This is a genomic window from Enterobacter sp. HSTU-ASh6 (assembly GCF_026319105.1).
Classification (GTDB): Bacteria; Pseudomonadota; Gammaproteobacteria; order Enterobacterales; family Enterobacteriaceae; genus Enterobacter; species Enterobacter sichuanensis.
Genome location: NZ_WSPD01000012.1, coordinates 27,481 through 50,664, shown reverse-complemented (window position 1 = coordinate 50,664; position 23,184 = coordinate 27,481). Strand labels below are relative to the sequence as shown.

Sequence of the window (23,184 nt, the reverse complement as noted above, 5' to 3'; positions counted from 1 at the left end):
CGGCTTTTTTTATGGCTGCTGTACGGGCTTTCTCATCCCGGTGACCTCCGGCATGACCTGCCGCATCAGCTCCAGAAAGCGCCGCAAGCGCGCTGGATAATAACGGGACCAGGGGTATACCAGATGCACCGGTAATGCCGCCGGCTGCCACTCTGGCAGTAAATGCACCAGCCGCCCCTCCCGAATATCATCCTGTACCGTCCAGCTGGATACGACCGCGACGCCAAGCCCGGTGAGGGCCGTATTGCGCGCGACATACAGACTGTCAGTGCTGAGGCGGGGGGTAATCGCCACTCGCGCGGTGGCGGGTGATGCCTCGTGAAAAAGCTCCACATGACGCTGGTAGAACGAGCTGATGGCTATCCAGGGGAACTGTTGCAAATCCTCCGGGGTGTTAACCGTCGGGAAACGGGCCAGCAGTGCCGGAGAAGCCACCACCGAGCGCGGCACTTCAGCCAGCAGCACGGAGACGGTCGCCGGATCGACTTCCACGCCCACCCGAATCGCACAGTCAAGGTTGTCGCCGAGAAAATCAGCTGACCGATCGTTAAGCATCCACTCAATAGAAAGCTGCGGATAACGTTGCAAAAATTCGGTTACCGGCTTCAGAAGCTGATCCTGCCCAAAGGCGTGCGGGGCCCGTACCCGCAGCACGCCTACCGGTTCATCTTCCGACTGCCCCACCTCATCTTCCAGCGCCAGCCAGCTGTCAATCACCCGACGAGCGTGTTGATAGCAGCGTTCGCCGTCATCCGTCAGCCGCGTCGTGTGGGTGGTGCGCAGCAGCAGGCGCACGCCCAGCATTGTCTCAAGCGACTGTAAACGTCGGCTCACCGTGGCCTGGGTTGTTGCCAGCTGCCGTGCCGCCGCAGAGAGTGAACCCGCCTCAACAATGCGGACAAACGTCCGCATTACCTCCACCCTGTCTATACGCTCAGTTCTTTTCATTGCCTTTTGGCCTATACGCTAAACGTATAAGCGTTTTACCACTGGGCTGGCTACCCACGCAACGCCTGCTGATGAAAAATAGCTTCACACGACGAATGAGGAACAACCTATGAACACAACTACAATGCCCCATGCTGCAAGCCGCTGGGTGATTTTCATGCTGGCCCTCGGGGCTGGCTTCAGCGTGGCATCGATCTACTACGCCCAGCCTCTTCTGCCGCTGATGGGTGCCGATCTTCATCTCACAATTGAAGGTATGGGGCTGGTTCCCACATTGACGCAGGCTGGCTACGCGCTAGGTATCCTGTTCCTGCTTCCGCTTGGCGATCGTCATGACCGCCGGACGTTAATCCTGATCAAAAGCGCGGCACTGGCCCTGTTTCTCCTCGGCTGTAGCCTGACCGGACAGCTCCACTCTCTGCTGGTAGCAAGCCTGCTTATCGGTATGGCCGCCACCATGGCACAGGATATTGTCCCCGCCGCGGCGATCCTCGCCCCGGAAGGCAAACAGGGTAAAACCGTAGGAACGGTAATGACCGGGCTGCTGCTGGGTATCTTATTATCAAGGACCGTGAGCGGCGTGGTGGGCGAAGCGTTCGGCTGGCGCGTCATGTACCAGCTGGCGGCTGCGAGCATTGCGTTTATCGGGGTAATGATGTGGTTTGTACTTCCCCGTTTTGCCATTCACTCCACGCTGAGCTACCCCGCGCTGATGCGTTCAATGGAGCACCTGTGGCGTCGCTATCCGGCGCTGCGCCGTGCCGCGCTGGCTCAGGGTTTTCTGTCGATTGCCTTTAGCGCCTTCTGGTCTACGCTGGCAGTCATGCTGCTGGAACGTTATCACCTGGGCAGTGCCGTCGCGGGCGGTTTTGGTATTGCCGGTGCCGCCGGTGCGTTAGCGGCCCCGCTGGCAGGGGGTCTGGCGGACAAGCTGGGCGCAGGAAAAGTCACGCAGCTTGGTGCTGTTCTGGTGACGGTCTCCTTCGCCCTGATGTTCCTGATGCCCGTACTGGGTGTTCATGGGCAGTTGATGCTTATCGCCCTCTCTGCCGTCGGTTTCGATCTGGGTCTGCAGTCCAGTCTGGTCGCCCACCAGAACCTGGTCTACAGCCTTGAACCGCAGGCACGCGGTCGTCTTAATGCGCTGCTCTTCACGATGGTGTTTATCGGAATGGCGTTGGGTTCGGCGTTAGGCAGTAACATCTATTCGCTGGCTGGCTGGACGGGGGTAGTCGCTCTGGCGACCATCTGCGGCATCATTGCGCTGGTGATTCGCCTGATGGAAAGTGCACGTATCGCCTCCGCTGCGGCAGAAGCAGCATAAAAAAAATGCCCAATCCAGACGGATTGGGCAGTAAAACATGCCCAGTTTCAAGACATGTTTCAAGAGGTCAAGATGTTATTTGTTCAGCTGGAACAGAGACATGCCCTGCATATCGCTAAACGCTTTATACGATGCCTGCAGGGCTGCCTGCTGCATGGTGTAGGAGGAGATCGCTTCGTTCCAGTCAACGTCAACCAGATCACTCATCTGCTTTGTCTGACCCAGCGCGCGGTCATCACCCAGCGTATCGAGTTTTTCCAGCTCGTTCATCTTGGTACCCACATCCGCCACGACCGTCAGGATGTTGTTCTGGGCGTTTTTAATGCCGATCTGCGTGTTGGCAATCACCTGGCTTTGCGCCGCGGCGGCTGCCGGATCGTTCTCAATCGGTGTCTTCAGCGATGCAATAGCAGAATCAAGGATTTTGAACATATTTGTTTCGCCATATCCACCGCCCGGCAGCTCTTCAGCATTGCTGGTGATGCTGTTGAAAATCTGCTGTCCGGTATGGCTGATGGCCATCGTTCGCGCCGTATCAACCTGCTGGGTAATCGCCTCAGTGCCACCGTTGTAATCGCCGGTTGCCGCATCAAACGGTGCACTCTCGGTTTTGTATCCCGCGAAGATAAAGCGACCGTTACCATCCGTCGTGTTGGCCAGGTTCATAAGCTGATCGCGGATCCCCTGAATATCGGTCGCCAGAGAAAGACGATCGTCATCGCTTAACGTCCCGTTCGACGCGTAAACCAGTTTCTCGCGTACGCTGGAGATCGCGGTGTTCACCTGCGTTAACACGCTATCTTCCAGCGACACCTTTTGCGTTGCAAAGGTACGCGCTAAGGCAAACTGGCTGTTCTGGGATTGAGACTGAGACAGAACGATAGCCTGCGACGCCGCGATGGGATCGTCCGACGGACGATTCACACGCTTTCCGGTGGACATCTGCTCACCGTAGCTCAGCCATCTGCTCTGGGAATCGGTGATCCCACGCATGTTCTGCTCGTACATCATCTGGGTGCTAATACGCATTTTTCACCTCAACCTTAACGAATGTTGATAATTGCATCAAAGAGCGTACTGGCAGTCTGTAACACCTGGGCATTGGCCAGGTAATACTGCTGATAACGCTGCAAATTGCCATACTCTTCGTCGAGGTTTACCCCAGAGATGGTCTGCTGCTGCTTGATTAACTGAGTTTCCACATTGGCTTTCGTCTGGCTGCTCACCTTCAGTGACGCCGTCGTGCTCCCTACGGTACTGACGAGAGAGGCATACGCATCGTTGAAGGTTTTGTTGCCACCGACCACTTTGCCGTTTTGCAGATCAAGCATTTTTTGGCCATTACGGTTGTCGCTCTCACCGCCATTCTGCACCGCAGCCATGGCCAGTTTGGACTCGTCGCTGATGGCCAGATCCATGTTCATAATGACGTTGGCAACAGGCTTCACGGTAAAGCTGTCTTTGGTGTTTGCCGTGCCGCTCACATTGACCTTAAGTCCATCAAACGCCAGATTACCGCTGGCGTCCGGGCTCATCGTAAAGCTGGTTTTGTCTGATGTGCGGGTGACCGTCCAGTCAGTGCCATTAAACTGCAGGGTATAATCAGTCGCCTGGACTTGTTTACTGTCCGTCACAGACGCCGTGACAACGGCGGAACCGCCGTTTTTGCTATTGGACAGCACAGCCGGAGAACCGAAGTCGAACAGCTTGCCGCCAGCATCACCGTTAGCATCAAAACCGGCTTCATGCTGGGTGTTCATCGCATCGGCAAAGGCCAGCGCCATCTGGTTCAGACTGTTACGGGCTTTATCCAGATCTTCCGCGCGGAAGGTCAGCAAACCGCCTAAAGAGCCGTTGGTGATAAACTTTTCCGGGATCTCAATATTCCCGGCCACGTCATCGACATAGGCGATGGTGGTACGCGCCGGATCGGCGCTGGACTTCACGGCCGCCAGCTGGCTCGCTTTGCTCCCCTGCACCAGGGTGTACCCGTTGCCGAGAGAGATATTAAACGTACCACTATCCTGTACCGAGACTTCCACGCCCACGATTTTGTTGAGCTCAGTCACGAGCTGGTCGCGCTGGTCAAGCAGGTCGTTAGGGGACGCGCCCGCGCCTACGCCGGTCAGACGAGAAATCTGATCGTTCAGATTGGCAATCTGTGCCGCGTAGTTATTGATCTGTGAAACGCTGCTTGAGATGGCGGTATTTACCTGCGCATCCTGGTCGCGGAGATACTGATCGTTGGTTTTGAACTGATTCACCAGACCACCCGCTTTACCCAGCACCGTCTGACGTGCCGCCGGGTCTTCCGCGTTGCTCACCAGCGTTTGCAGGCTCTTGAAGAAGTCCTGCAACGTGGTGGAGAGCGAGTTGGTCGTATCGGAGAGCACATCGTCGATTTTTGACATCTGCTGATAGCGCGTCGTCAGACCGCTGCTTTGCGTCTGTGCGGCGCGCAGCTGGTTGGTAATGAAAGCGTCATACTCACGCTGGACACCGGAGACATAAACCCCGTTACCCACCCAGCCACCGCCGGTCAGCGTGCTGTTAGATGCGCCCAGCACCGTGGTCTGGCGGGTATAGCCAGCCACGTTATAGCTTGAAATATTATTACTGACGGTATTGAGTGCCGCCTGTGCAGCACTGAGGCCACTCATGGCGCTGTTAATCAAACTGGACATGGGGGTTCCTTTTATACGTTCAGACACAAGTCCTGATGAAGGTTATCGGCAACCTCCACCGGGACTTGAGAACTTTCAGAACAGATTTTCAATATCTGTGCTATAGGCTTTGCTGACCTTCTCGCCCATGGATTTCAGCTGCTGGATCATGCTGGTGAGCTTACGGGCATAGTTCGGATCGGTCGCGTAGCCAGCGTTTTGTAAGGCCTGCGCCCCCTGCTCCGCCGTCGCCGCCTGCGTCACAGCGGTATAGCGCGGATTTCGGCTCAGCAGCCCCACGTAATCGGACAAGGCTTCCAGATACGAGCTGTAGACGCGGAATTTTGCTTTGACCTTCACCGCGGCGCCGTTCTCGTATTCGGTAGTCGTGATCTCCGTTGTCGGCCCCTTCCAGCTGGCGGTGGCTTTGACACCAAAGATGTTGAAGCTTGGGTCACCGTTTTCCTTTCGGATCTGGCGCTGCCCCCAGCCCGACTCCAGCGCGGCCTGAGCCAGAATCAGGTGATGCGGCACGCCGCTCTGTTCACTGGCAAGACGCGCAGGCAGCGAAAGCTGCGCCAGGAAGTCTTTGCTGTCACCGGAGAGCGGCTCATCATTACTGCTCGTGGCTTTGGGTATGGCCTTGCGCACCATTTGCGTCAGGGCCTGGTTCTGATAGCTGGTCACCGTTTGCAGGTCGAACTTCATCGGCACCTGCTGCGGCTGCTCCTCAGGCTGAATGCCCTGCGCGGCTTCGGTCTGTTTCACAATCATGTCAGCCAGACCGAGGCCTTTACCGGCGGTCATCTGCTGCGCAATCTGCTGGTCATACATGCTGGTGTACAGACGCGTTGAATCACTGCTGAACATCCCGTCTTTCGGCAGGGTTTCACGCATGCTTTTCAGCATCATCTGGACAAACATCCCTTCCACCTGGCGGGCGACCGGGCGGATATTCGCCGCCGGGTCTTTCCCTGCTTTGGTTTTCAGTTCGTTAAGCGACTGGGCATCCCAGGCGGCACTGGTCAACAGTTTGCTATCGGTCAGCATCAGATGATTTCCAGTTTGGCGCGCAGGCAGCCCGCGCTTTGCATGGATTGCAGAATGGACATCAGATCCATCGGCGTTGCCCCCAGGGCGTTCAGGGCGCGGACCACGCTGTTCAGGTTGGCGCTGGAGCGAACGCTCTGCAGCGATCCACCGCTCTGACGCATATCAATCTGCGTTTGCGGTGTTACCACCGTCTGACCACCGCCAAATGGCGTATCAGGCTGGCTGACGTTTGCCGAGCGGTTGACCGTCACAGAGAGGTTACCCTGGGCAACGGCGCAACTGTCCAGCGACACTTCCCGGTTCATCACCACCGAGCCCGTACGGGAGTTGATGATCACCTTCGCATCCTGTACCGGAACGTTGACTTCCATATTCTGGATATCGGCCAGCATGCGCACCTGGTTGCTGTTGCCCGTAGAGGTACGGATCTGCACGGTACGCGCATCGAGAGCCGTTGCATTGCCGTAACCGCGGTTGCGGTTAATGGTATCGGCAATTTGCTGCGCCATCGTGAAGTCTTCATTATTAAGCTGCAGGTTGATGGTGTTGCCCGAGCCAAACTGGGTAGGCAATTCACGCTCAATGATCGCACCGTTGGTGATACGCCCACCGTTCAGCTGGTTCACCTGCACGCTGCTTCCCCCTGCGGATGCCCCTGCACCGCCGACGAGAATATTGCCCTGCGCGAGCGCATAGACCTGGCTGTCAACACCCTTCAGCGGGGTCATCAGCAGCGTACCGCCGCGCAGGCTTTTGGCGTTACCCATGGAGGAGACGACCACGTCAATGGTCTGCCCCTGACGCGCAAACGCCGGGTAGGAGGCGGTGACCATTACCGCAGCCACGTTTTTCAGCTGCATGTTGGTTCCCGCCGGCACGGTAATGCCGAGCTGGGAAAGCATGTTGTTCAGGCTTTGGGTAGTGAATGGCGTCTGAGTTGTCTGGTCACCGGTACCATCCAGACCGACCACCAGGCCATAGCCAATCAGCGAGTTTTCGCGCACGCCCTGGACACTGGTGAGATCGCGAATACGGTCAGCCTGGGCAAACGTAGCCACCAGCGCCAGCGCCACGGCGAAGATCGATTTAAACATGGGTCACCTCGCTTACATTGGCGATAAGTTAAGGAAGAAGCGCTGCAGCCAACCCATATTTTGCGCTTCATTGATATAGCCGTTACCGACGTACTCAATGCGCGCATCGGCCACCTGGGTGGACGGAACGGTGTTGCTGCCGCTGATGGTGCGAGGGTTAACCACGCCTGAGAAACGAATGAATTCAGTGCCCTGGTTAATGGCGATCTGTTTTTCACCCACAACGTGTAAGTTGCCGTTAACCAGCACCTGGTCAACCGTGACCGTCAGCGTGCCGCTGAAGGTGTTGCTGGCATTCGCGCCACCTTTACCGTTAAAGGTATTGCCGCCAGAGGCATCGACATCTGCTCGCGCGTTGCCGAACAGTCCCTGCAGGTAGCGCGGGACAGTATCGAAGCCAAAATTCGTTTTGCCATCGCGGCTGGCATTCGCCGACGAGCTCTTGCTCGCGCTGACGTTTTCCTGCAGCACAATGGTCAGGGTATCGCCGACGTTACGCGGGCGGCGATCTTCAAACAGCGGCTGATAACCGTAATTAATCGGCTGCGCGGTCTGGAAAATAGAGCCGTTGACAACTGGCGCGGGGCCAGGAACGGGTTGGGCAGTCGTCGCACCCTGGACCAATGGTTTAGACGGGATCCAGGCACATCCGCTAAGGGAGACGGCCAGAACAGTCAGAATCGGATAACGAAACGCCGCGTTTTTTTGCATTGCCTTCATCTTCGAAAACAGGGAGCCGGTGCGGCGTTTACCGCACCGGGCTACACCTTAGAGTTGCGTCAGTTTCTGCAGCATCTGGTCGGTCGTCGACACTGCTTTACTGTTAATTTCATACGCGCGCTGGACCTGGATCATATTCACCAGCTCTTCCGCCACGTTCACGTTGGACGTTTCTACATAACCCTGGTAGAGCAGGCCCGCGCCGTTCAGACCAGGAGTGCTCTCATTCGGCGTACCGGAGGATTGCGTTTCGGTGTAGAGGTTCTCACCAATGCTTTCCAGGCCGGTATCGTTCATGAAGGTGGTCAGGTTGAGTTGTCCCACCTGAACAGGCGCGGCCTGTCCCTGCTGGGTCACGCTGACCACGCCGTCACGGCCGATGGTGATGCTCAGGGCGTTTGCCGGGATGGTAATCGCAGGCTGAACCTGGAAACCGCCCGCCGTGACCAACTGACCGTTCTGATCGACCTGGAACGAGCCGTCGCGAGTATAGGCAGAGGTCCCGTCAGGCAGCTGTACCTGGAAGAAGCCCTGGCCTTTGATCGCCACATCTTTACTGTTGTTGGTCTGAGACAGGTTGCCCTGGCTGTGCAGACGCTCGGTGGCCACTGGACGAACACCGGTACCGATCTGCAGACCCGATGGCAGCGTCGTCTGTTCAGAAGACTGCGCACCCGGCTGGCGGATGGTTTGATAAAGCAAATCTTCGAAAACGGCGCGCTGACGCTTGAAACCATTGGTGCTCACGTTTGCCAGGTTGTTGGCAATCACGTCCATATTGGTTTGCTGGGCGTCGAGGCCAGTTTTCGCGATCCATAAAGAACTGATCATAAGGAGTCCTGTTAACTCATAGCCAGAAGTTGGTTAGCCTTGCCCGCGTTTTCATCCACGCTGCTGATGATTTTCATCTGCATTTCAAAACGACGGGCGCTGGCGATCATGTCGGTCATGGCCTCAACCGGCTTGACGTTACTGCCTTCCAGAACGCCGGACATCACGCGGATGCTCGGGTCGGCCTGTAACGTGGCACCACGCGTCGCCTGCGCCGCCTGGGTCAGACGGAACATGCCGTCGTCGCCACGCTGCACCTCTTTGCCTTCCGCTTTAACCAGTTTCAGACGTCCGACAGGTGCAACGGTATTGGCCGGATCGCCCGGGTTCAGCGCCGAAATGGTGCCGTCCGCGGCGATGGTCAGCTCAGAACCTTCCGGCACGGTCAGCGGACCCGCTTCCCCCATCACCGGATGCCCCTGAATCGTCAACTGCCCCGTCGCGCTCACCTGGATATTCCCGTTACGGGTATAGCCTTCGCCGCCGTCCGCCGTTTGCACCGCCAGCCAGCCGTCCTGCTGCAGGGCAACGTCCAGCGGGCGCGAGGTGTAGTCCATCTGCCCTGGCGTCATATCGGCGCCAGGAGTAGAGGCCGTGACCAGCGTACGGGTCGGCAGAGACAATCCTTCCACCGGCACCGCGCGCAGCGCATTGAGCTGCGCGCGAAAACCCGGCGTAGAGGCGTTTGCCAGGTTGCTGGCGGTAACAGCCTGCTGATTGAGCGTCTGACTTGCCGCGCCCATCGCGGTATATATTGCGTGATCCATTGCGCTTTCCTGTTAGCCGCTTAACGCAGGTTAACCAGCGTGTTGAGGATCTGGTCCTGGGTTTTGATGGTCTGCGCGTTCGACTGATAGTTACGCTGCGCGACAATCATGTTCACCAGTTCTTTACTCATATCCACGTTGGATGCTTCCAGCGCGCCGTTGGTCAGCTTGCCGAAGTTACCGGTGCCTGCCGTACCCAGCAGCGCCACACCGGAGGACTGGGTAGCCGACCAGACGTTATCGCCTTCAGATTTCAGACCTTCGTTGTTGGCGAAGTTAGCCAGCACGATCTGACCCAGAACCTGAGTCTGTTCATTGGAGTAGTTACCGACCACGGTGCCATCGTCGTTGATCTGATAGCTCACCAGGTCACCCGGCTTGTAGCCGTTCTGATTGGTTGCCACCACGCTGTTGGCGCCGGTGTTCTGCTGCATGGAGTTCTGGAAACTCAGGGAGAAGGTCGCCGCCGTCGCCCCGCCGACAGAGCCGGTGGTGATGTTAATGGCTGGCGTGGTGTTTGGCGTGGCGCTCAGTACACCCGCAGCGTTGTAGTTGTAAACGCCCGCCAGGTTACCGTTGGCATCGAAGTTCATCTGTGCTGCTTTCGTCGCGGTAGAACCCGCTACGCTGCCGTCCTGCGTGTAAAGATCCCATTTGTTGTTGGCTGTCTTCACGTAGTAGACATACATGTTATGGGCGTTACCCTGGCTGTCGAAGACGGTCACGGTCCCTTTTTTGTTATAGGTATCCGGGTTGGTCGCATCGAACGGGGCAGTTTGCACAGGATCGGTGGAGTTGAGGTTGATCTGCTGTGAGGCGGTAGTGGTGGCTTTCGCCGACATCAGCGTATTCGGAATGGTGATAGCCTGAGGGTTCGCACCTGTCTGAATCGTCGGTGGGGTACCCGCTGCCGGGTAGCCTGTCACCTGCATGCCCTGCATGTTGACCAGCGTACGGTTTTCGTCCAGCTTGAACTGACCGTTACGGCTGTAGAACACCGAACCGTTGGAATCAACCATACGGAAGAAACCGTTCTGGCTGATAGCAACGTCCAGACCACGACCGGTGTTGGTGGTGGTACCGTCTGTAAAGTCCTGAGTGATGCCCGCCACTTTAACGCCCAGGCCTACTTTAGAACCGGCAAACATATCTGCAAAGGAAGCAGAACCGGATTTAAAACCATAGGTCGCGGAGTTGGCGATGTTGTTGCCAATGACATCCAGGTTGGTGGCCGCAGCATTCAGGCCGCTGACCGCTTGAGAAAAGGCCATGACTTACTCCTGATAAGTGTTAAGGCTTAGATAATCTGCCGAACTTCGTCGAGTGTGGTGGTACCAGAGGTACCCAAATCCAGTTTGTTGCCGTCGCTCCCCTTAATCACGCCCTGGACCAGCGCGAACTGCAGCGGCTGCGCCACCAGCTGGGTTGTCCCTTTGCTGGCGCTGATTGCCACTTTGTAGGAACCGTTTGGCGCTTTGGTGCCGTCGGTGAGGGTGCCATCCCAGGTAAAGGTGTGAACGCCCGCCTTCAGTTCACCAATGTCGATGGTGCGAACCACGGCACCGGTTGCGTCGGTGATCGTCGCGGTCACCTTGTCAGCCGGCTGCTGCAGCTCAACGCCAAACGGCGTGGTCGTCGTTGTGGCGTTGCCATCGGTGGTGCTGGTGCCCGCCAGGATCGTGGTTCCCGGGATCATTACCCCATGCCCAATCAGGCTTGCCGCCTGCAGAGACTGGGCGCTGTTAATCTGTCCGGAGACGGAACCAAGGGTGGTGTTGAGTTTCTCAATGCCGCTCACGGTACTGATCTGCGCAAGCTGCGTGGTCAGTTCGTTGTTCTGCATTGGGTTAGTGGGATCCTGGTTCTTCAGCTGAGCCACCAGCAGCGTCAGAAAGCTGCCCTGAAGATCGGCGGCGTTACTCCCCGTCAGGGAGTTAGAACCTGTCGAACTTTTGGTGTTACTGACACCCGAGTTCGTAGGATCATTCACATTTACGGCGATGGACATGCATGTCTCCTTTACTGGCCGAGAGTGAGTGTTTTGAGCATCATGCTCTTCACGGTATTAAGCACTTCGACGTTGGCCTGGTAGCTACGGGAAGCTGACATGGAGTTCACCATCTCACCCACCACATCCACGTTGGGCATTTTCACGTATCCGTTGGCATCCGCGAGCGGGTTACCTGGCTCATATACCAGCCTGTCCGGCGCCTGGCTCTCGACCACATCAGCAACCTTCACGCCGCCCGTCGCCGCGCCTGGCGCAGCATCGACCTGAAAGACAACCTGTTTGGCACGATAAGGCTGTCCGTCAGGTCCGGTTACACTGTCCGCATTCGCCAGGTTACTGGCGGCCACGTTCAGACGTTTGGACTGAGCGGTTAATGCCGAACCGGCGATATCAAAAATATTCAGCAACGCCATCTATCAGTTACCCCCCTGCAGGACGTTCATCATGCCTTTGATTTGTCCGCCGAGTACGGTCAGGCCCGTCTGGTATTTCAGGCTGTTATCGGCAAACTGCGTGCGCTCCCGGTCCATATCCACGGTGTTACCGTCGAGTGAAGGCTGATCGGGGATGCGATAAAGTAAATCGGTCGTTGGCGCGGTCATCGCCTGAGCAGGAATATGGCGAGAGGAAGTCATGGCGAGTGCAACACCCGTTCCTTCGGCACGTCCACGCTCCATCACCTTTTTGAGTTCACTGGAAAAATCAATATCGCGCGCCTGGTACCCCGGGGTATCGGCGTTAGCGATGTTGGCGGCTAAAATCTCCTGCCGCTGGGCGCGTAAATTGAGCGCTTCCTGCTGAAAACGTAACGCGGCGTCGAGTTTATCGAGCATGTCTCCTCCGCTGATGGCAAAATTTCAGTTCACAGCTTAAATCTCACCCGGTCTCCCCTATCGACGGAATAAGCGCAAAATGCGTCGCTATTTATTCCGTTGATGCAAAACCACTGCAGGTAGAATTTGTTCAACTCTGGAAACGGTGGAACTGACGATGCAAACGTTAAAACGTGGTCTGGTGGCGACTCTCTTGCTCTTAAGCCCCCTGGTGCAGGCTGACGGTCTGCAGGATCGGCTCACGGCTTTTTTTGCGGAAAAACTGGCAGGCTTTAGTGATGACGTCACCGTCAGCGTGCGCACGCCACCGAATCTGTACCCGACGTGTGACCAGCCGTCATTCAGCGTGGTGGGGTTCACAAAGCTGTGGGGAAATGTGAACGTACTGGCACGTTGCGCCAACGAAAAACGCTATTTACAGGTTGCAGTTCAGGCGACGGGCAATTATGTTGTTGCCGCCGTGCCCATTGCGCGCGGCAGCGTACTGCAAACAAACAGCGTGACGCTGAAACGTGGCCGTCTGGATCAACTGCCGCCACGAACCATGCTGGATATTAACCAGGCACAGGACGCCGTCAGCCTGCGCGACGTCGCCCCGGGTCAGCCGATACAGATCTCGATGCTGCGTCAGGCATGGCGGGTCAAAGCCGGTCAACAGGTCATGGTCGTGGCCAACGGAGATGGCTTTCGTATCAACAGCGAAGGCAAAGCGTTGAACAATGCCGCGGTAGCGCAAAACGCCCGCGTCAGAATGTCCTCAGGCCAGGTGGTTAGCGGAACCGTCGATTCTGATGGGAATATTCTGATTAACCTATAATCTTTTTAAAGATTTCGCTGCGCGTGCCGATAAATATTCAACTAATGATGATGTCAGGCGCAAACGCCGCGAACCCTCGATGAGGACAACACTATGAGCATTGATCGTACATCAGCCCTGAAGCCGGTAAGCGCTGTACAACCTCGCGAAACGAATGACGCGTCCCCTCAGAAAACGCGTCTGGAAAAACCGTCAACCTCCAACAGCACCAGCGTAACCCTGAGCGATGCACAGGCAAAACTGATGCAGCCAGGCAGCAACGACATCAATATGGAACGTGTTGAAGCGCTGAAAACGGCTATTCGTAACGGTGAACTGAAAATGGACACCAGCAAAATCGCTGATGCCCTGATTCAGGAAGCACAGAGTTTCTTACAGAGTAACTAACCGTATGAGTCGACTGTCAGAAATACTGGATCAAATGACGGTTGTCCTGAACGACCTGAAAACGGTAATGGACGCTGAGCAACAGCATCTCTCTTCCGGTCACATCAACGGCAGCGCGTTGCAGCGTATTACTGAAGATAAAAGTTCGCTTCTGGCGACGCTGGATTATCTGGAGCAACAACGCCGCGCTGAGCAAGATCCTAAGCGCAGCGCCAATGACGATATTGTTGAGCGCTGGCAGACCATTACAGAAAAAACCCAGCATCTGCGCGATCTTAATCAGCATAACGGCTGGCTGCTGGAAGGTCAGATTGAGCGTAACCAGCAGGCGCTTGAGGTGCTGAAACCGCATAAAGAGACCGGATTGTACGGTGCGGATGGTCAGACGGCGACGGCGCGTATTGCGGGTGTTAAAAAGATTTCGATTTGAAGCATAAGCGACAAATCATGCAATGGGGAGCACCCTAAGGTGAACTCCCCTTTTGGCGTTTATGCCGTACGGCGGGCAAACTCTTTCACTTTGAAACCCAACACGGCGAGCGTGGCAAAGTAAGCCACCACCCCAACGCCAACCACGGCCATCAGCCGCATCAGACGGTAAGGCATGGTGCCCAGGGACCACTCCGGCATGATGGACATCATGCCCAGTAACGCAGCAGACATCACCAGTACCGCAACGATCAGACGCACAAGGAAACTCGCCCAGCCCGGCTGCGGCGTGAAAATATCCTGCTTGCGCAACTGCCAGTACAACAACCCGGCATTCAGACAGGCTGCCAGACCAATCGATAATGACAGACCTGCATGCTTCAGGGGACCAATAAACGCCAGGTTCATCAGCTGCGTCATGATCAGCGTCACGATGGCAATTTTCACCGGCGTTTTGATGTCCTGACGCGAATAGAAGCCCGGCGCCAGTACCTTGACGACGATAAGCCCCATCAATCCGACCGAATAGGCAATCAGTGCCCGCTGGGTCATAGCGGCGTCAAACGCGGTGAATTTCCCGTACTGGAAGAGCGACACCGTGAGCGGTTTGGCCAGAATACCCAGCGCCACTGCGCTTGGCAGGGCCAGCAGGAAACAGAGACGTAACCCCCAGTCCATCAGGCGGCAGTATTCATCATGATTACCGCTGGCAAAACTCTTCGACAGCGACGGCAGAAGAATTGTCCCCAGCGCCACGCCCAGCACTCCGGACGGAAACTCCATCAGCCGGTCCGCGTAGTACATCCAGGAAACCGAGCCGGAGACCAGGAAAGAGGCAAAAATGGTGTTGATGATAAGCGAGATCTGGCTGACGGAGACGCCAAGAATGGCGGGCCCCATCTGCTTAATGACGCGCATCGCCCCGGCATCTTTAAGATTGATGCGCGGCAGCACCAGCATGCCAATTTTTTTCAGATGCGGCAGCTGATACGCCAGCTGCAGCACGCCACCCACGGTAACCGCCCACGCCAGCGCCAGCACCGGCGGGTTGAAATGCGGCGCGGCGAACAGGGCAAAACCGATCATGCTGACGTTAAGAAACGTCGGCGCAAACGCCGGAACGGAGAAGCGGTTCCAGGTGTTCAGGATCGCCCCCACCAGCGAGGCCAGCGAGATCAATAAAATATAGGGGAAGGTAATACGCAGAAGCTGCGTGGTCAGGGCAAATTTATCGGCCGTGTCGGCAAAACCAGGTGCGGTCACCATTATTACCCAGGGCGCGGCCAGCATCCCGAGCACGGTCACCACGGCGAGGGCCAGCGTCAGCAGTCCGGAGACATACGACACAAATACGCGCGTCGCATCTTCACCCTGTTTGCTTTTATATTCCGCCAGGATGGGAACGAACGCCTGGGAAAATGCCCCTTCAGCAAAAATACGACGCAGCAGGTTCGGCAATTTAAACGCGACGAAAAAGGCGTCCGTTGCCATCCCTGCACCAAAGACCCTTGCTACAATCGCATCACGTGCAAAACCGAGTACGCGTGAGAACATGGTCATCGAGCTGACGGCTGCCAGCGATTTTAATAAGTTCATTAACGTGAATTTCCAGAACCATACGGATGTGTAGGCCGGGTAAGCGTAAGCGCCACCCGGCAAAGCCAACAAGCGGCGCTTAGTCTAACCGGATTTCAACGAATTACTATCCGCAGATGTTACCGCGAGTTATTCACTCATGGCTTCGCGCCACAGCCGTTCCACAATGCGCTGCGCCATAATGGCCTGTTCGCCGGCGGTTTCAGGAACCGTCTGATTTTGCACGCAGGTGATAAAGTGGCGGGCACAACCGGCGAAACCGCGCTGCTCCAGGGTACTCTGCCAGCCCGGTACCGGCTGCATCACCACGCCGCGGCCCTTCTCTTCCCGCCATTCACGCATGTCGGTAACGTCGTACAGTGCGCCGTCGGTGACGGCCTGAACGCTCTCGCGCTGGCTGCCCGCACGACGGTGCATGCTGGTCGTTATCTGTAGATGCTCAATCGCGAAATGATGCTCGGCATAGACCATCTCACCCTGTTCGTTCGTCAGGAGCGTCCCACTTTGCAGTTGCGCCTGGCTACCGGCGAGCCACAGCGCCGTGTCCACCACGTGCAGATAGTCATCCAGCAGCGTAAAGCGCAAATCGTTTGGCCCAATGCTGTCGGTGCGGTGTTTATCCATGCGCAGCGAAGCGAAGCTGCCGGACTGCGCCTTTAATTGCTGGTAAAGCGGGGCGAAACGGCGGTTGAAACCGACCATCAGCGTCAGGTTTTTACGCGCTGCCAGCTCAATCAGCCGTTCGGCGTCCTGCACATTTTCAGCGAGCGGTTTATCCACGCAGACATGGACGCCTGCATTAAGGAGCTCACTCACGACCTGATAATGGGTTGCCGTTGAGGTGTGAACAAAGACCGCATCGCACTCGCGGGCCAGATCCAAAAGAGAGTTTGCATACGGCATGCGCCAGGTTTCGCAGATACGTTCTGCCTTTTCCCGGCTGGGTGACCACGCCCCTTGCAGAGTCCAGTCCGTCCCCGCGCCTAATACCGGAAGCCAGGCCTTTTGCGCGATACCGCCCAACCCCACCACGCCTATACGTAATTTTTTCACCGTTAATCTCCCAGATGTGCCAGTAGTGCATCCAGACGCTGTTTCAGTCCTGCGACCTCGTCTTCCAGCGCCGCCACGCGGGCCACCAAATCGTCGTCACCCACAGTGATATCGGGGGTAATCGATTTATCTGAAATATCAATTTCACCACTGAAGAGGTGCATATAGCGGCTTTCACGTTTACCCGGCTCGCGTGCCAGACGCACCACGTAAGGGCCATCTTCACGTGAGGCCAGCCCTTCCAGGACCTGTTCAACTTCCTGCATATCCGCGAACTCATGCATACGGGAGGCACGCGTGCGCAGTTCACCCGGCGTTTGCGCCCCGCGCAGCAGCAGCGTGGTGATGACCGCCACTTCCGCACTGCTCAGCTTCAGGTCGCCAAATTCAGAGTTACAAAAGCGCTGTTCGTATTTGGTCACGCGATTACCAAAACCGCTGACGGTGCGCAGATAATGGCGTTTTACCAGCGCATCCAGCACGTCCTGAACCTCATGCTCGCTGAGGTTCATGACCGGCTCGCGGTTCGTCTTCTGGTTGCAGGCCATGGTCACGGCGTTGACGGAGAGCGGATACTGCTCCGGGGTGGTGACCTGTTTTTCGAGCAAGCACCCAATCACGCGCGCTTCTGTAGCGTTTAGCTGATACTTCATCTTTTCTCCTTAACGACCTGCAGTCCAGTCCCGGGTGGTTAATGCCGTCAGAACGTGGTCGCGCCACTCTCCGTCTATCAACAGATAGTCTTTGGCATAGCCTTCTTTCTCGAACCCTAACCGCGCCAGCAAATTCCCGCTGCGCTGATTATGCGGCATGTAGTTCGCCATAATGCGATGGATATGTTGCGTGCGTTGCATATAGCGGATAGCCACCGTCAGCGCCTCGTACATCAGCCCCTGCCCCTGCCATTTCTGGCCAATGGAGTAGCCTAGGTAACAGGCGTGGAACGATCCCCGCACCACGTTTGAAAAATTGGCGATCCCGATAATCTCTTTCTCTTCAGGATCCAGCAGGGCGAAATAAAACGCGCTGCCCTGCTTGTGAAATTCGGTGATCATGCTGAGGCGCGCCTGCCAGCCGGAAGGGTAACAATGACTCTCATCCCGAACGGGTTCCCAGGGTTTTAAAAACTGGCGATTCTCGGCGTAATAATCCGCCAGACGCCAGGCATCACGCTCATGCACCAGACGAACGACCAGCCTGTCCGTTGTCAGACGCACTTTTGGCACATTACTGCGATAGCAAAACATCGATACCACTCCTTCCCGTCACTTCTGCTTACCCATTAGCTTTACTATACCTGCGCCGCTGCCGTCTGTGAAAACAGTGACATACCATTTTGCTTCCTTTTCCTCTTTTTCGATGAGAACTCTCTATCAAAGCGCGCTTTTGATAAAAAAATATTGTCACGCCCAGGGGTGGGCAAAAACGCAGCGACACCGCAGAATGTTAGCGTGCTCACCATCTTATTTTCCCTGGAGGGAAAATGTCCCGCGTATCACAGGCCAGGAGCCTGGGTAAATATTTCCTGCTGGTCGATAACATGCTCGTCGTGCTCGGCTTTTTTGTCGTATTCCCCCTCATCTCGATTCGCTTCGTCGATCAAATGGGCTGGGCAGCGCTGATGGTCGGCATCGCGCTGGGGTTACGCCAGTTTGTGCAGCAAGGTCTCGGCGTATTTGGCGGTGCCATCGCTGACCGTTTTGGCGCTAAACCAATGATCGTGACCGGCATGCTGCTCCGCGCGGCAGGCTTTGCCACGATGGCCATCGCCCACGAGCCCTGGCTGCTCTGGTTCTCCTGCTTCCTCTCCGGTATCGGGGGGACCCTGTTCGATCCGCCGCGCACCGCGTTGGTGGTGAAGCTCATTCGTCCGCAGCACCGCGGTCGTTTTTTCTCAATTCTGATGATGCAGGACAGTGCCGGAGCGGTTGTCGGCGCACTGCTGGGAAGCTGGCTTCTGCAGTATGACTTCCGTCTGGTCTGCGCGGCGGGTGCGGTGCTCTTTGTTCTGTGCGCGCTGTTTAATGGCCTGTTCCTGCCAGCGTGGAAGCTGTCGACGGTCAAAGCGCCGGTCCGGGAAGGGCTGGGGCGCGTCCTGCATGACAAACGCTTTGTCACCTATGTGTTGACCCTGACGGGGTATTACATGCTTGCCGTGCAGGTGATGCTGATGCTGCCGATCATGGTGAATGACATTGCGGGCACCCCTGCTGCCGTTAAATGGATGTACGCCATTGAAGCCGCGCTTTCTCTGACGCTGCTCTATCCGATTGCCCGCTGGAGCGAACGGCGTTTTCGTCTGGAACATCGCCTGATGGCCGGGCTGTTCCTGATGACCCTGAGCATGATGCCTATTGGTCTGGTGAACTCGCTTCAGCAGTTGTTTACGCTGATTTGCACGTTCTATATCGGCTCCATCATCGCCGAACCTGCCCGTGAAACGCTGAGCGCCTCGCTCGCGGATGCGCGCGCACGCGGCAGCTATATGGGGTTCAGCCGCCTGGGGCTGGCCCTTGGCGGCGCGTTGGGATACACCGGCGGCGGCTGGCTGTTTGATGCCGGCAAAGCGTTACAGCAACCTGAGCTTCCCTGGATGATGCTCGGCGTGGTGGGCTTTATGACGCTCCTTGCCCTGTGGTGGCAGTTCAGCCAGAAACGCAGCGCGAGCGGCATGCTCGAACCCGGCGCGTAGCCTTTCCCTCGGGCGGGAGTCCTTCCCGCCCCATTTCTCAGTTTTTTCTGCTGGTTTCTGCCATTTCACACTGACATACTGGCGTAACAGGACAGAAGCGCCGATTTTTCGTTGAGGAACACTATGAAGAAGATTGTCTTTGCTGCTGCATTCATTGTCAGCGGTCTGCTGGTTGGCTGTAACCAGCTCACGCAATATACCGTCAGTGAACAGGAAATTAATCAGGCGCTGGAAAAACATAATAATTTTTCTAAAGACATTGGTGTGCCGGGGCTTGCGGACGCGCATATCGTGCTCTCGAATCTGACCAGTCAGATCGGACGTGAAGAGCCAAACAAAGTCACCCTGTCAGGGGATGCAGACCTCGATATGTCATCCCTTTTTGGCAATCAGAAAGCCAACATCAAGCTCAAGCTGAAGGCACTGCCCGTTTTCAACAAGGAGAAAGGGGCGATTTTCCTGCAGGAGATGGAAGTCGTCGATGCGAAGGTTTCCCCGGACAAGATGGCGCCGGTTCTGCAAACCCTGATGCCTTATCTGAATCAGTCACTGCGTAATTACTTTAACCAGCAGCCCGCGTACGTCTTAAGTGAAGACAAAAGCAAAGGGGAAGCCCTGGCGAAAAAATATGCTAAAGGCATAGAGGTGAAACCAGGAGAAATTATTATTCCTTTCACCGATTAACCTGAAGGGGCGCCGCGGCGCCCTTTTTTTTACGGAAAAGTGTGCAAAGGAAAACGTTTCCGCTTATGATTTGTGTCCGGCAAAAACAGCCATCCTTATGACTGATCCCTGACAAGCCGGAGCTTCCATGACTGCACAACCCCAGGTTCTTAAAATCCGCCGCCCTGACGACTGGCATATCCATCTGCGTGATGGCGATATGCTGAAAACCGTCGTGCCTTATACCAGCGAAATTTATGGCCGCGCGATTGTCATGCCTAACCTGGTGCCACCAGTCACCACCGTCGATGCGGCGATGGCCTACCGCCAGCGCATCCTTGATGCCGTTCCCGCGGGACATGATTTTACCCCGCTGATGACCTGCTATCTGACCGATTCCCTGGATCCGAACGAAGTGGAGCGCGGGTTCAACGAAGGCGTATTTACGGCGGCGAAACTCTATCCGGCGAATGCCACCACCAACTCCAGCCACGGGGTCACCAGTATTGATGCCATCATGCCGGTGCTGGAACGCATGCAGAAACTGGGCATGCCACTGCTGGTTCATGGGGAAGTGACGCATGCCGAGATTGACATCTTCGACCGTGAAGCCCGTTTTATTGAGACCGTCATGGAGCCTCTGCGCCAGCGCCTGCCGGCGCTGAAAGTGGTCTTCGAGCATATCACCACCAAAGACGCAGCAGAGTACGTGCGTGACGGCAACGAACTTATCGCCGCGACCATTACGCCACAGCACCTGATGTTTAACCGCAACCACATGCTGGTCGGCGGGGTGCGCCCTCACCTGTACTGCCTGCCTATTCTTAAGCGCAATATCCATCAGCAGGCGCTGCGCGAGCTGGTAGCCAGCGGGTTCTCCCGTGCGTTCCTGGGCACCGATTCCGCCCCTCACGCCCGCCATCGTAAAGAGGCAAGCTGCGGTTGCGCAGGCTGTTTCAACGCGCCAACTGCGCTTGCCAGCTACGCGACCGTGTTTGAAGAGATGAACGCGCTGGAGCATTTCGAAGCGTTCTGCTCTCTCAACGGCCCGCGTTTCTATGGCCTGCCGGTGAACGAGACCTTCATCGAACTGGAGCGTAAAACGCACCACGTTGAGGAGTCCATCGCGCTGACGGATGACACGCTGATCCCATTCCTGGCGGGTGAAACCGTAAACTGGACGGTAAAACGTTAAAAAATCAATGCCCCCTTGTTGTCAAACCGAGAATATACCTGTATAAATAAACAGTATATTACACAGGGGGCCTTTATGCGTATTGAAGTCACCATAGCCAAAACGACCGTTCTGCCTGCCGGCGCGCTTGATGCACTGGCAGGCGAATTGTCCCGTCGTATTAATAATACCTTTCCCGACAACGCGGGTGCCGTAACGGTGCGTTACGCCTCAGCGAACAATCTCTCCGTCATTGGCGGCGCGAAAGAAGATAAAGGTCGCATCAGCGAAATCCTGCAGGAAACGTGGGAAAGCGCCGACGACTGGTTCATCACAGATTAACACTGCTCCCTCATTGTGTTTTTTGCCGGGTCGCCCCGGCTTTTTTTCGTCTGAACATTCTGGAAGTTCAAATTAATTCGGCATCTTCTTTAAAAATCGTGAACGAGATGGTGTTTTATTGTTCGAACAATCCTAAAAAGCAGAAAAATGTGTTGCCACCTGTTTATTTTTCCCGTTGGAACCCTTATTACTTGGTATACTGAAGATGCTTTCAGAAAAACATGCATTGAACCTCAGAGTCGTTGTCTTCTAACACGCATTAAGGGGGTTATAATGGAAAAGAATAGTGAAGTCATCCAGACCCACCCACTTGTTGGCTGGGATATCAGTACCGTAGATAGCTACGATGCGCTGATGCTGCGTTTGCACTACCAGACCCCGAATCAACTCAACCGTGAAGAAGCGGAAGTTGGACAGACGCTGTGGCTAACAACAGACGTCGCTCGTCAGTTTATTTCTATTCTGGAGGCAGGTATTGCCAAAATAGAATCTGGCGACTATCAGGAAAATGAGTATAAACGGCACTAACCGTATGCCCACTTTTCACTCAACAGGCACCCTCGCGGTGCCTTATTTATTTCTCCCTTGTCTAACCCCGCGTTGTTAATTACTCTGCTAACAAAACATCAGTTTACGAGAAAGATATGAGATACGACCTAATCATTATTGGTAGCGGCTCCGTAGGTTCGGCCGCCGGTTATTACGCGACGCAGGCGGGTCTGAACGTTCTGATGATTGATGCCCATCTTCCGCCTCATGCGGAGGGTAGCCATCATGGAGACACCCGCCTCATGCGCCATGCCTACGGGGAAGGCGAACGCTATGTTCCTCTGGTGCTTCGCGCCCAGACGCTGTGGGATGAACTGGCGAAACAGACCGAAGATCGCATTTTCGAGCGTACCGGGGTTATCAACCTTGGTCCGGCCCGTTCGGAATTTCTCGCTAATGTCGAACGCAGCGCGAAAGCCTTTAATCTTAACGTTGAGAAGCTGGACGCGGCGGCCGTTACCGCGCGCTGGCCTGAAATTACCGTCCCGGACGATTATATTGGTCTCTTTGAAGCCAATTCCGGGGTATTGCATTGCGAAACCGCGATCAAAACCTGGATCGATCTTGCCGCGAAAGCGGGTTGTGGGCAGCTGTTTAACTGCCCGGTGGACGCCATCACCCATGACGCTGACGGCGTCACCGTGAAGACCCTCGACGGCGAATATTCCGCGTCCCGCCTGCTGGTCAGCGCGGGAACCTGGGTCACCCGTCTGATGCCAGACCTGCCCATTCAGCCGGTGCGTAAGGTCTTCTCCTGGTTCCAGTCAGATGGTCGTTTCAGCGCACAGAATAAATTCCCGGCCTTTACCGGTGAACTGCCGAATGGCGACCAGTTCTACGGTTTCCCTTCCGAGAAAGACGCGCTGAAAATCGGTAAACACAACGGAGGCCAGCCGATCGCCTCCCCTGAAGAGCGCAAACCCTTCGGCGCCTTCCCGCAGGATGGTTCAGAAGCCTTCTCGTTCCTGCGTAACATCCTTCCCGGTGTCGGCGGCTTGCTGTATGGCGCAGCCTGTACCTATGACAACACGCCGGATGAAGACTTTATCATTGATACGTTGCCAGGCCATGACAACACCCTGCTTATCACCGGGCTGAGCGGTCACGGATTTAAGTTTGCCTCCGTGTTGGGGGAAATTGCCGCGCAGTTTGCCCAGGGTATCACGCCGCAGTTTGATCTGACGCCCTTCTCACTCTCGCGTTTTAACGGATAATCCCTCGCGGGCTTCGGACTTCCC

The 23,184-nt window shown here is 56.1% G+C and carries 26 protein-coding genes; 10 read left to right on the top strand and 16 right to left on the bottom strand.

From position 1 onward, the window contains the following. Positions 1–9 precede the first annotated feature (9 nt). Positions 10–948 carry a LysR family transcriptional regulator gene (locus tag GM298_RS15490; protein WP_266154441.1) on the bottom strand — a complete coding sequence of 313 codons (939 nt, stop codon included), beginning with the start codon at positions 946–948 and terminating at the stop codon, positions 10–12. Between the two features lie 109 nt (positions 949–1,057). Here GM298_RS15490 and GM298_RS15485 point away from each other — a divergent pair, with 109 nt between their 5' ends. Beyond that, positions 1,058–2,272, top strand: coding sequence for an MFS transporter (locus GM298_RS15485; protein ID WP_045284999.1), 1,215 nt, complete (start codon positions 1,058–1,060; stop codon positions 2,270–2,272). A gap of 75 nt (positions 2,273–2,347) precedes the next feature. Here the strand turns inward: GM298_RS15485 and flgL are convergent, their stop codons facing one another. The 11 genes from flgL to flgB form a co-directional block, all read right to left on the bottom strand. Then, entirely contained in the window at positions 2,348–3,301 is a 954-nt protein-coding gene (gene flgL / locus GM298_RS15480; RefSeq protein WP_025755822.1) for a flagellar hook-associated protein FlgL, read from the bottom strand. A 14-nt stretch (positions 3,302–3,315) separates the two neighbouring features. Beyond that, positions 3,316–4,956: a flagellar hook-associated protein FlgK gene (flgK, locus tag GM298_RS15475; protein ID WP_025755823.1), complete on the bottom strand. Its 1,641-nt coding sequence runs from the start codon at positions 4,954–4,956 to the stop codon at positions 3,316–3,318. A 75-nt stretch (positions 4,957–5,031) separates the two neighbouring features. Next, complete coding sequence (gene flgJ, locus GM298_RS15470; RefSeq protein ID WP_045285001.1) at positions 5,032–5,985, bottom strand: flagellar assembly peptidoglycan hydrolase FlgJ; 954 nt, start codon at positions 5,983–5,985, stop codon at positions 5,032–5,034. Next, entirely contained in the window at positions 5,985–7,082 is a 1,098-nt protein-coding gene (locus GM298_RS15465) for a flagellar basal body P-ring protein FlgI (protein ID WP_025755825.1), read from the bottom strand. The genes flgJ and GM298_RS15465 overlap by 1 nt, the downstream gene beginning before the upstream one ends. A gap of 12 nt (positions 7,083–7,094) precedes the next feature. Next, positions 7,095–7,793, bottom strand: coding sequence for a flagellar basal body L-ring protein FlgH (gene flgH, locus GM298_RS15460; protein ID WP_025755826.1), 699 nt, complete (start codon positions 7,791–7,793; stop codon positions 7,095–7,097). Positions 7,794–7,850: 57 nt separating this feature from the next. Beyond that, positions 7,851–8,633, bottom strand: coding sequence for a flagellar basal-body rod protein FlgG (flgG, locus tag GM298_RS15455; protein WP_008500810.1), 783 nt, complete (start codon positions 8,631–8,633; stop codon positions 7,851–7,853). Positions 8,634–8,644: 11 nt separating this feature from the next. Further along, positions 8,645–9,400, bottom strand: a complete 756-nt coding sequence (locus GM298_RS15450; protein ID WP_025755827.1) for a flagellar basal body rod protein FlgF — start codon at positions 9,398–9,400, stop codon at positions 8,645–8,647. A gap of 20 nt (positions 9,401–9,420) precedes the next feature. Beyond that, complete coding sequence (flgE, locus tag GM298_RS15445; protein WP_045285003.1) at positions 9,421–10,671, bottom strand: flagellar hook protein FlgE; 1,251 nt, start codon at positions 10,669–10,671, stop codon at positions 9,421–9,423. A 26-nt stretch (positions 10,672–10,697) separates the two neighbouring features. Beyond that, positions 10,698–11,408: a flagellar hook assembly protein FlgD gene (flgD, locus tag GM298_RS15440; RefSeq protein WP_025755829.1), complete on the bottom strand. Its 711-nt coding sequence runs from the start codon at positions 11,406–11,408 to the stop codon at positions 10,698–10,700. A gap of 11 nt (positions 11,409–11,419) precedes the next feature. Further along, positions 11,420–11,824, bottom strand: a complete 405-nt coding sequence (gene flgC / locus GM298_RS15435) for a flagellar basal body rod protein FlgC (protein WP_025755830.1) — start codon at positions 11,822–11,824, stop codon at positions 11,420–11,422. Positions 11,825–11,827: 3 nt separating this feature from the next. Further along, the gene (gene flgB, locus GM298_RS15430) at positions 11,828–12,244 is read right to left on the bottom strand and encodes a flagellar basal body rod protein FlgB (RefSeq protein ID WP_025755831.1); all 417 of its coding nucleotides are present in this window, start codon (positions 12,242–12,244) and stop codon (positions 11,828–11,830) included. Positions 12,245–12,401: 157 nt separating this feature from the next. Between flgB and flgA the strand changes: the two genes are divergently transcribed. The 3 genes from flgA to flgN all read left to right on the top strand — a co-directional run bounded on the left by flgA (position 12,402) and on the right by flgN (position 13,878). Then, positions 12,402–13,061, top strand: a complete 660-nt coding sequence (gene flgA, locus GM298_RS15425; protein ID WP_059385705.1) for a flagellar basal body P-ring formation chaperone FlgA — start codon at positions 12,402–12,404, stop codon at positions 13,059–13,061. A 93-nt stretch (positions 13,062–13,154) separates the two neighbouring features. Beyond that, complete coding sequence (gene flgM, locus GM298_RS15420) at positions 13,155–13,448, top strand: flagellar biosynthesis anti-sigma factor FlgM (RefSeq protein WP_045285005.1); 294 nt, start codon at positions 13,155–13,157, stop codon at positions 13,446–13,448. A gap of 4 nt (positions 13,449–13,452) precedes the next feature. After that, entirely contained in the window at positions 13,453–13,878 is a 426-nt protein-coding gene (gene flgN / locus GM298_RS15415) for a flagella biosynthesis chaperone FlgN (RefSeq protein WP_025755834.1), read from the top strand. Between the two features lie 59 nt (positions 13,879–13,937). On the opposite strand, the gene murJ is transcribed toward flgN, so the two are convergent. The 4 genes from murJ to rimJ all read right to left on the bottom strand — a co-directional run bounded on the left by murJ (position 13,938) and on the right by rimJ (position 17,773). Next, the gene (gene murJ / locus GM298_RS15410; RefSeq protein ID WP_045285006.1) at positions 13,938–15,473 is read right to left on the bottom strand and encodes a murein biosynthesis integral membrane protein MurJ; all 1,536 of its coding nucleotides are present in this window, start codon (positions 15,471–15,473) and stop codon (positions 13,938–13,940) included. Between the two features lie 129 nt (positions 15,474–15,602). Continuing rightward, positions 15,603–16,526 (bottom strand): Gfo/Idh/MocA family protein, encoded by a 924-nt coding sequence (locus GM298_RS15405; RefSeq protein WP_126800884.1) that lies wholly within the window; start codon positions 16,524–16,526, stop codon positions 15,603–15,605. Between the two features lie 2 nt (positions 16,527–16,528). Continuing rightward, positions 16,529–17,179: a YceH family protein gene (locus tag GM298_RS15400; RefSeq protein WP_047958264.1), complete on the bottom strand. Its 651-nt coding sequence runs from the start codon at positions 17,177–17,179 to the stop codon at positions 16,529–16,531. Between the two features lie 9 nt (positions 17,180–17,188). After that, positions 17,189–17,773 (bottom strand): ribosomal protein S5-alanine N-acetyltransferase, encoded by a 585-nt coding sequence (rimJ, locus tag GM298_RS15395; protein WP_266154433.1) that lies wholly within the window; start codon positions 17,771–17,773, stop codon positions 17,189–17,191. A gap of 236 nt (positions 17,774–18,009) precedes the next feature. Between rimJ and mdtH the strand changes: the two genes are divergently transcribed. The 6 genes from mdtH to solA all read left to right on the top strand — a co-directional run bounded on the left by mdtH (position 18,010) and on the right by solA (position 23,160). Continuing rightward, positions 18,010–19,218 carry a multidrug efflux MFS transporter MdtH gene (gene mdtH, locus GM298_RS15390; protein WP_025755838.1) on the top strand — a complete coding sequence of 403 codons (1,209 nt, stop codon included), beginning with the start codon at positions 18,010–18,012 and terminating at the stop codon, positions 19,216–19,218. A gap of 123 nt (positions 19,219–19,341) precedes the next feature. Next, positions 19,342–19,902, top strand: a complete 561-nt coding sequence (locus GM298_RS15385) for a lipoprotein (RefSeq protein WP_025755839.1) — start codon at positions 19,342–19,344, stop codon at positions 19,900–19,902. A 127-nt stretch (positions 19,903–20,029) separates the two neighbouring features. Next, positions 20,030–21,076 carry a dihydroorotase gene (gene pyrC, locus GM298_RS15380; RefSeq protein WP_262747448.1) on the top strand — a complete coding sequence of 349 codons (1,047 nt, stop codon included), beginning with the start codon at positions 20,030–20,032 and terminating at the stop codon, positions 21,074–21,076. A 75-nt stretch (positions 21,077–21,151) separates the two neighbouring features. Next, positions 21,152–21,397: a DNA damage-inducible protein I gene (gene dinI / locus GM298_RS15375; protein WP_266154429.1), complete on the top strand. Its 246-nt coding sequence runs from the start codon at positions 21,152–21,154 to the stop codon at positions 21,395–21,397. A gap of 273 nt (positions 21,398–21,670) precedes the next feature. Next, positions 21,671–21,925: a biofilm formation regulator BssS gene (bssS, locus tag GM298_RS15370; RefSeq protein ID WP_008500827.1), complete on the top strand. Its 255-nt coding sequence runs from the start codon at positions 21,671–21,673 to the stop codon at positions 21,923–21,925. A gap of 116 nt (positions 21,926–22,041) precedes the next feature. After that, positions 22,042–23,160: an N-methyl-L-tryptophan oxidase gene (gene solA / locus GM298_RS15365; protein WP_088244160.1), complete on the top strand. Its 1,119-nt coding sequence runs from the start codon at positions 22,042–22,044 to the stop codon at positions 23,158–23,160. Positions 23,161–23,184 lie beyond the last annotated feature (24 nt).

Bases quoted from the DNA above. Each gene is read 5' to 3' on its own strand.
- murJ (WP_045285006.1), bottom strand. From the start codon at position 15,473: ATGAACTTATTAAAATCGCTGGCAGCCGTCAGCTCGATGACCATGTTC.
- flgL (WP_025755822.1), bottom strand. From the start codon at position 3,301: ATGCGTATTAGCACCCAGATGATGTACGAGCAGAACATGCGTGGGATC.
- flgJ (WP_045285001.1), bottom strand. From the start codon at position 5,985: ATGCTGACCGATAGCAAACTGTTGACCAGTGCCGCCTGGGATGCCCAG.
- rimJ (WP_266154433.1), bottom strand. From the start codon at position 17,773: ATGTTTTGCTATCGCAGTAATGTGCCAAAAGTGCGTCTGACAACGGAC.
- GM298_RS15490 (WP_266154441.1), bottom strand. From the start codon at position 948: ATGAAAAGAACTGAGCGTATAGACAGGGTGGAGGTAATGCGGACGTTT.
- flgN (WP_025755834.1), top strand. From the start codon at position 13,453: ATGAGTCGACTGTCAGAAATACTGGATCAAATGACGGTTGTCCTGAAC.
- flgE (WP_045285003.1), bottom strand. From the start codon at position 10,671: ATGGCCTTTTCTCAAGCGGTCAGCGGCCTGAATGCTGCGGCCACCAAC.
- bssS (WP_008500827.1), top strand. From the start codon at position 21,671: ATGGAAAAGAATAGTGAAGTCATCCAGACCCACCCACTTGTTGGCTGG.
- flgD (WP_025755829.1), bottom strand. From the start codon at position 11,408: ATGTCCATCGCCGTAAATGTGAATGATCCTACGAACTCGGGTGTCAGT.
- flgK (WP_025755823.1), bottom strand. From the start codon at position 4,956: ATGTCCAGTTTGATTAACAGCGCCATGAGTGGCCTCAGTGCTGCACAG.
- GM298_RS15385 (WP_025755839.1), top strand. From the start codon at position 19,342: ATGAAGAAGATTGTCTTTGCTGCTGCATTCATTGTCAGCGGTCTGCTG.
- flgG (WP_008500810.1), bottom strand. From the start codon at position 8,633: ATGATCAGTTCTTTATGGATCGCGAAAACTGGCCTCGACGCCCAGCAA.
- flgB (WP_025755831.1), bottom strand. From the start codon at position 12,244: ATGCTCGATAAACTCGACGCCGCGTTACGTTTTCAGCAGGAAGCGCTC.
- flgA (WP_059385705.1), top strand. From the start codon at position 12,402: ATGCAAACGTTAAAACGTGGTCTGGTGGCGACTCTCTTGCTCTTAAGC.
- GM298_RS15400 (WP_047958264.1), bottom strand. From the start codon at position 17,179: ATGAAGTATCAGCTAAACGCTACAGAAGCGCGCGTGATTGGGTGCTTG.
- GM298_RS15485 (WP_045284999.1), top strand. From the start codon at position 1,058: ATGAACACAACTACAATGCCCCATGCTGCAAGCCGCTGGGTGATTTTC.
- flgH (WP_025755826.1), bottom strand. From the start codon at position 7,793: ATGCAAAAAAACGCGGCGTTTCGTTATCCGATTCTGACTGTTCTGGCC.
- pyrC (WP_262747448.1), top strand. From the start codon at position 20,030: ATGACTGCACAACCCCAGGTTCTTAAAATCCGCCGCCCTGACGACTGG.
- solA (WP_088244160.1), top strand. From the start codon at position 22,042: ATGAGATACGACCTAATCATTATTGGTAGCGGCTCCGTAGGTTCGGCC.
- flgM (WP_045285005.1), top strand. From the start codon at position 13,155: ATGAGCATTGATCGTACATCAGCCCTGAAGCCGGTAAGCGCTGTACAA.
- GM298_RS15465 (WP_025755825.1), bottom strand. From the start codon at position 7,082: ATGTTTAAATCGATCTTCGCCGTGGCGCTGGCGCTGGTGGCTACGTTT.
- mdtH (WP_025755838.1), top strand. From the start codon at position 18,010: ATGTCCCGCGTATCACAGGCCAGGAGCCTGGGTAAATATTTCCTGCTG.
- flgC (WP_025755830.1), bottom strand. From the start codon at position 11,824: ATGGCGTTGCTGAATATTTTTGATATCGCCGGTTCGGCATTAACCGCT.
- GM298_RS15450 (WP_025755827.1), bottom strand. From the start codon at position 9,400: ATGGATCACGCAATATATACCGCGATGGGCGCGGCAAGTCAGACGCTC.
- dinI (WP_266154429.1), top strand. From the start codon at position 21,152: ATGCGTATTGAAGTCACCATAGCCAAAACGACCGTTCTGCCTGCCGGC.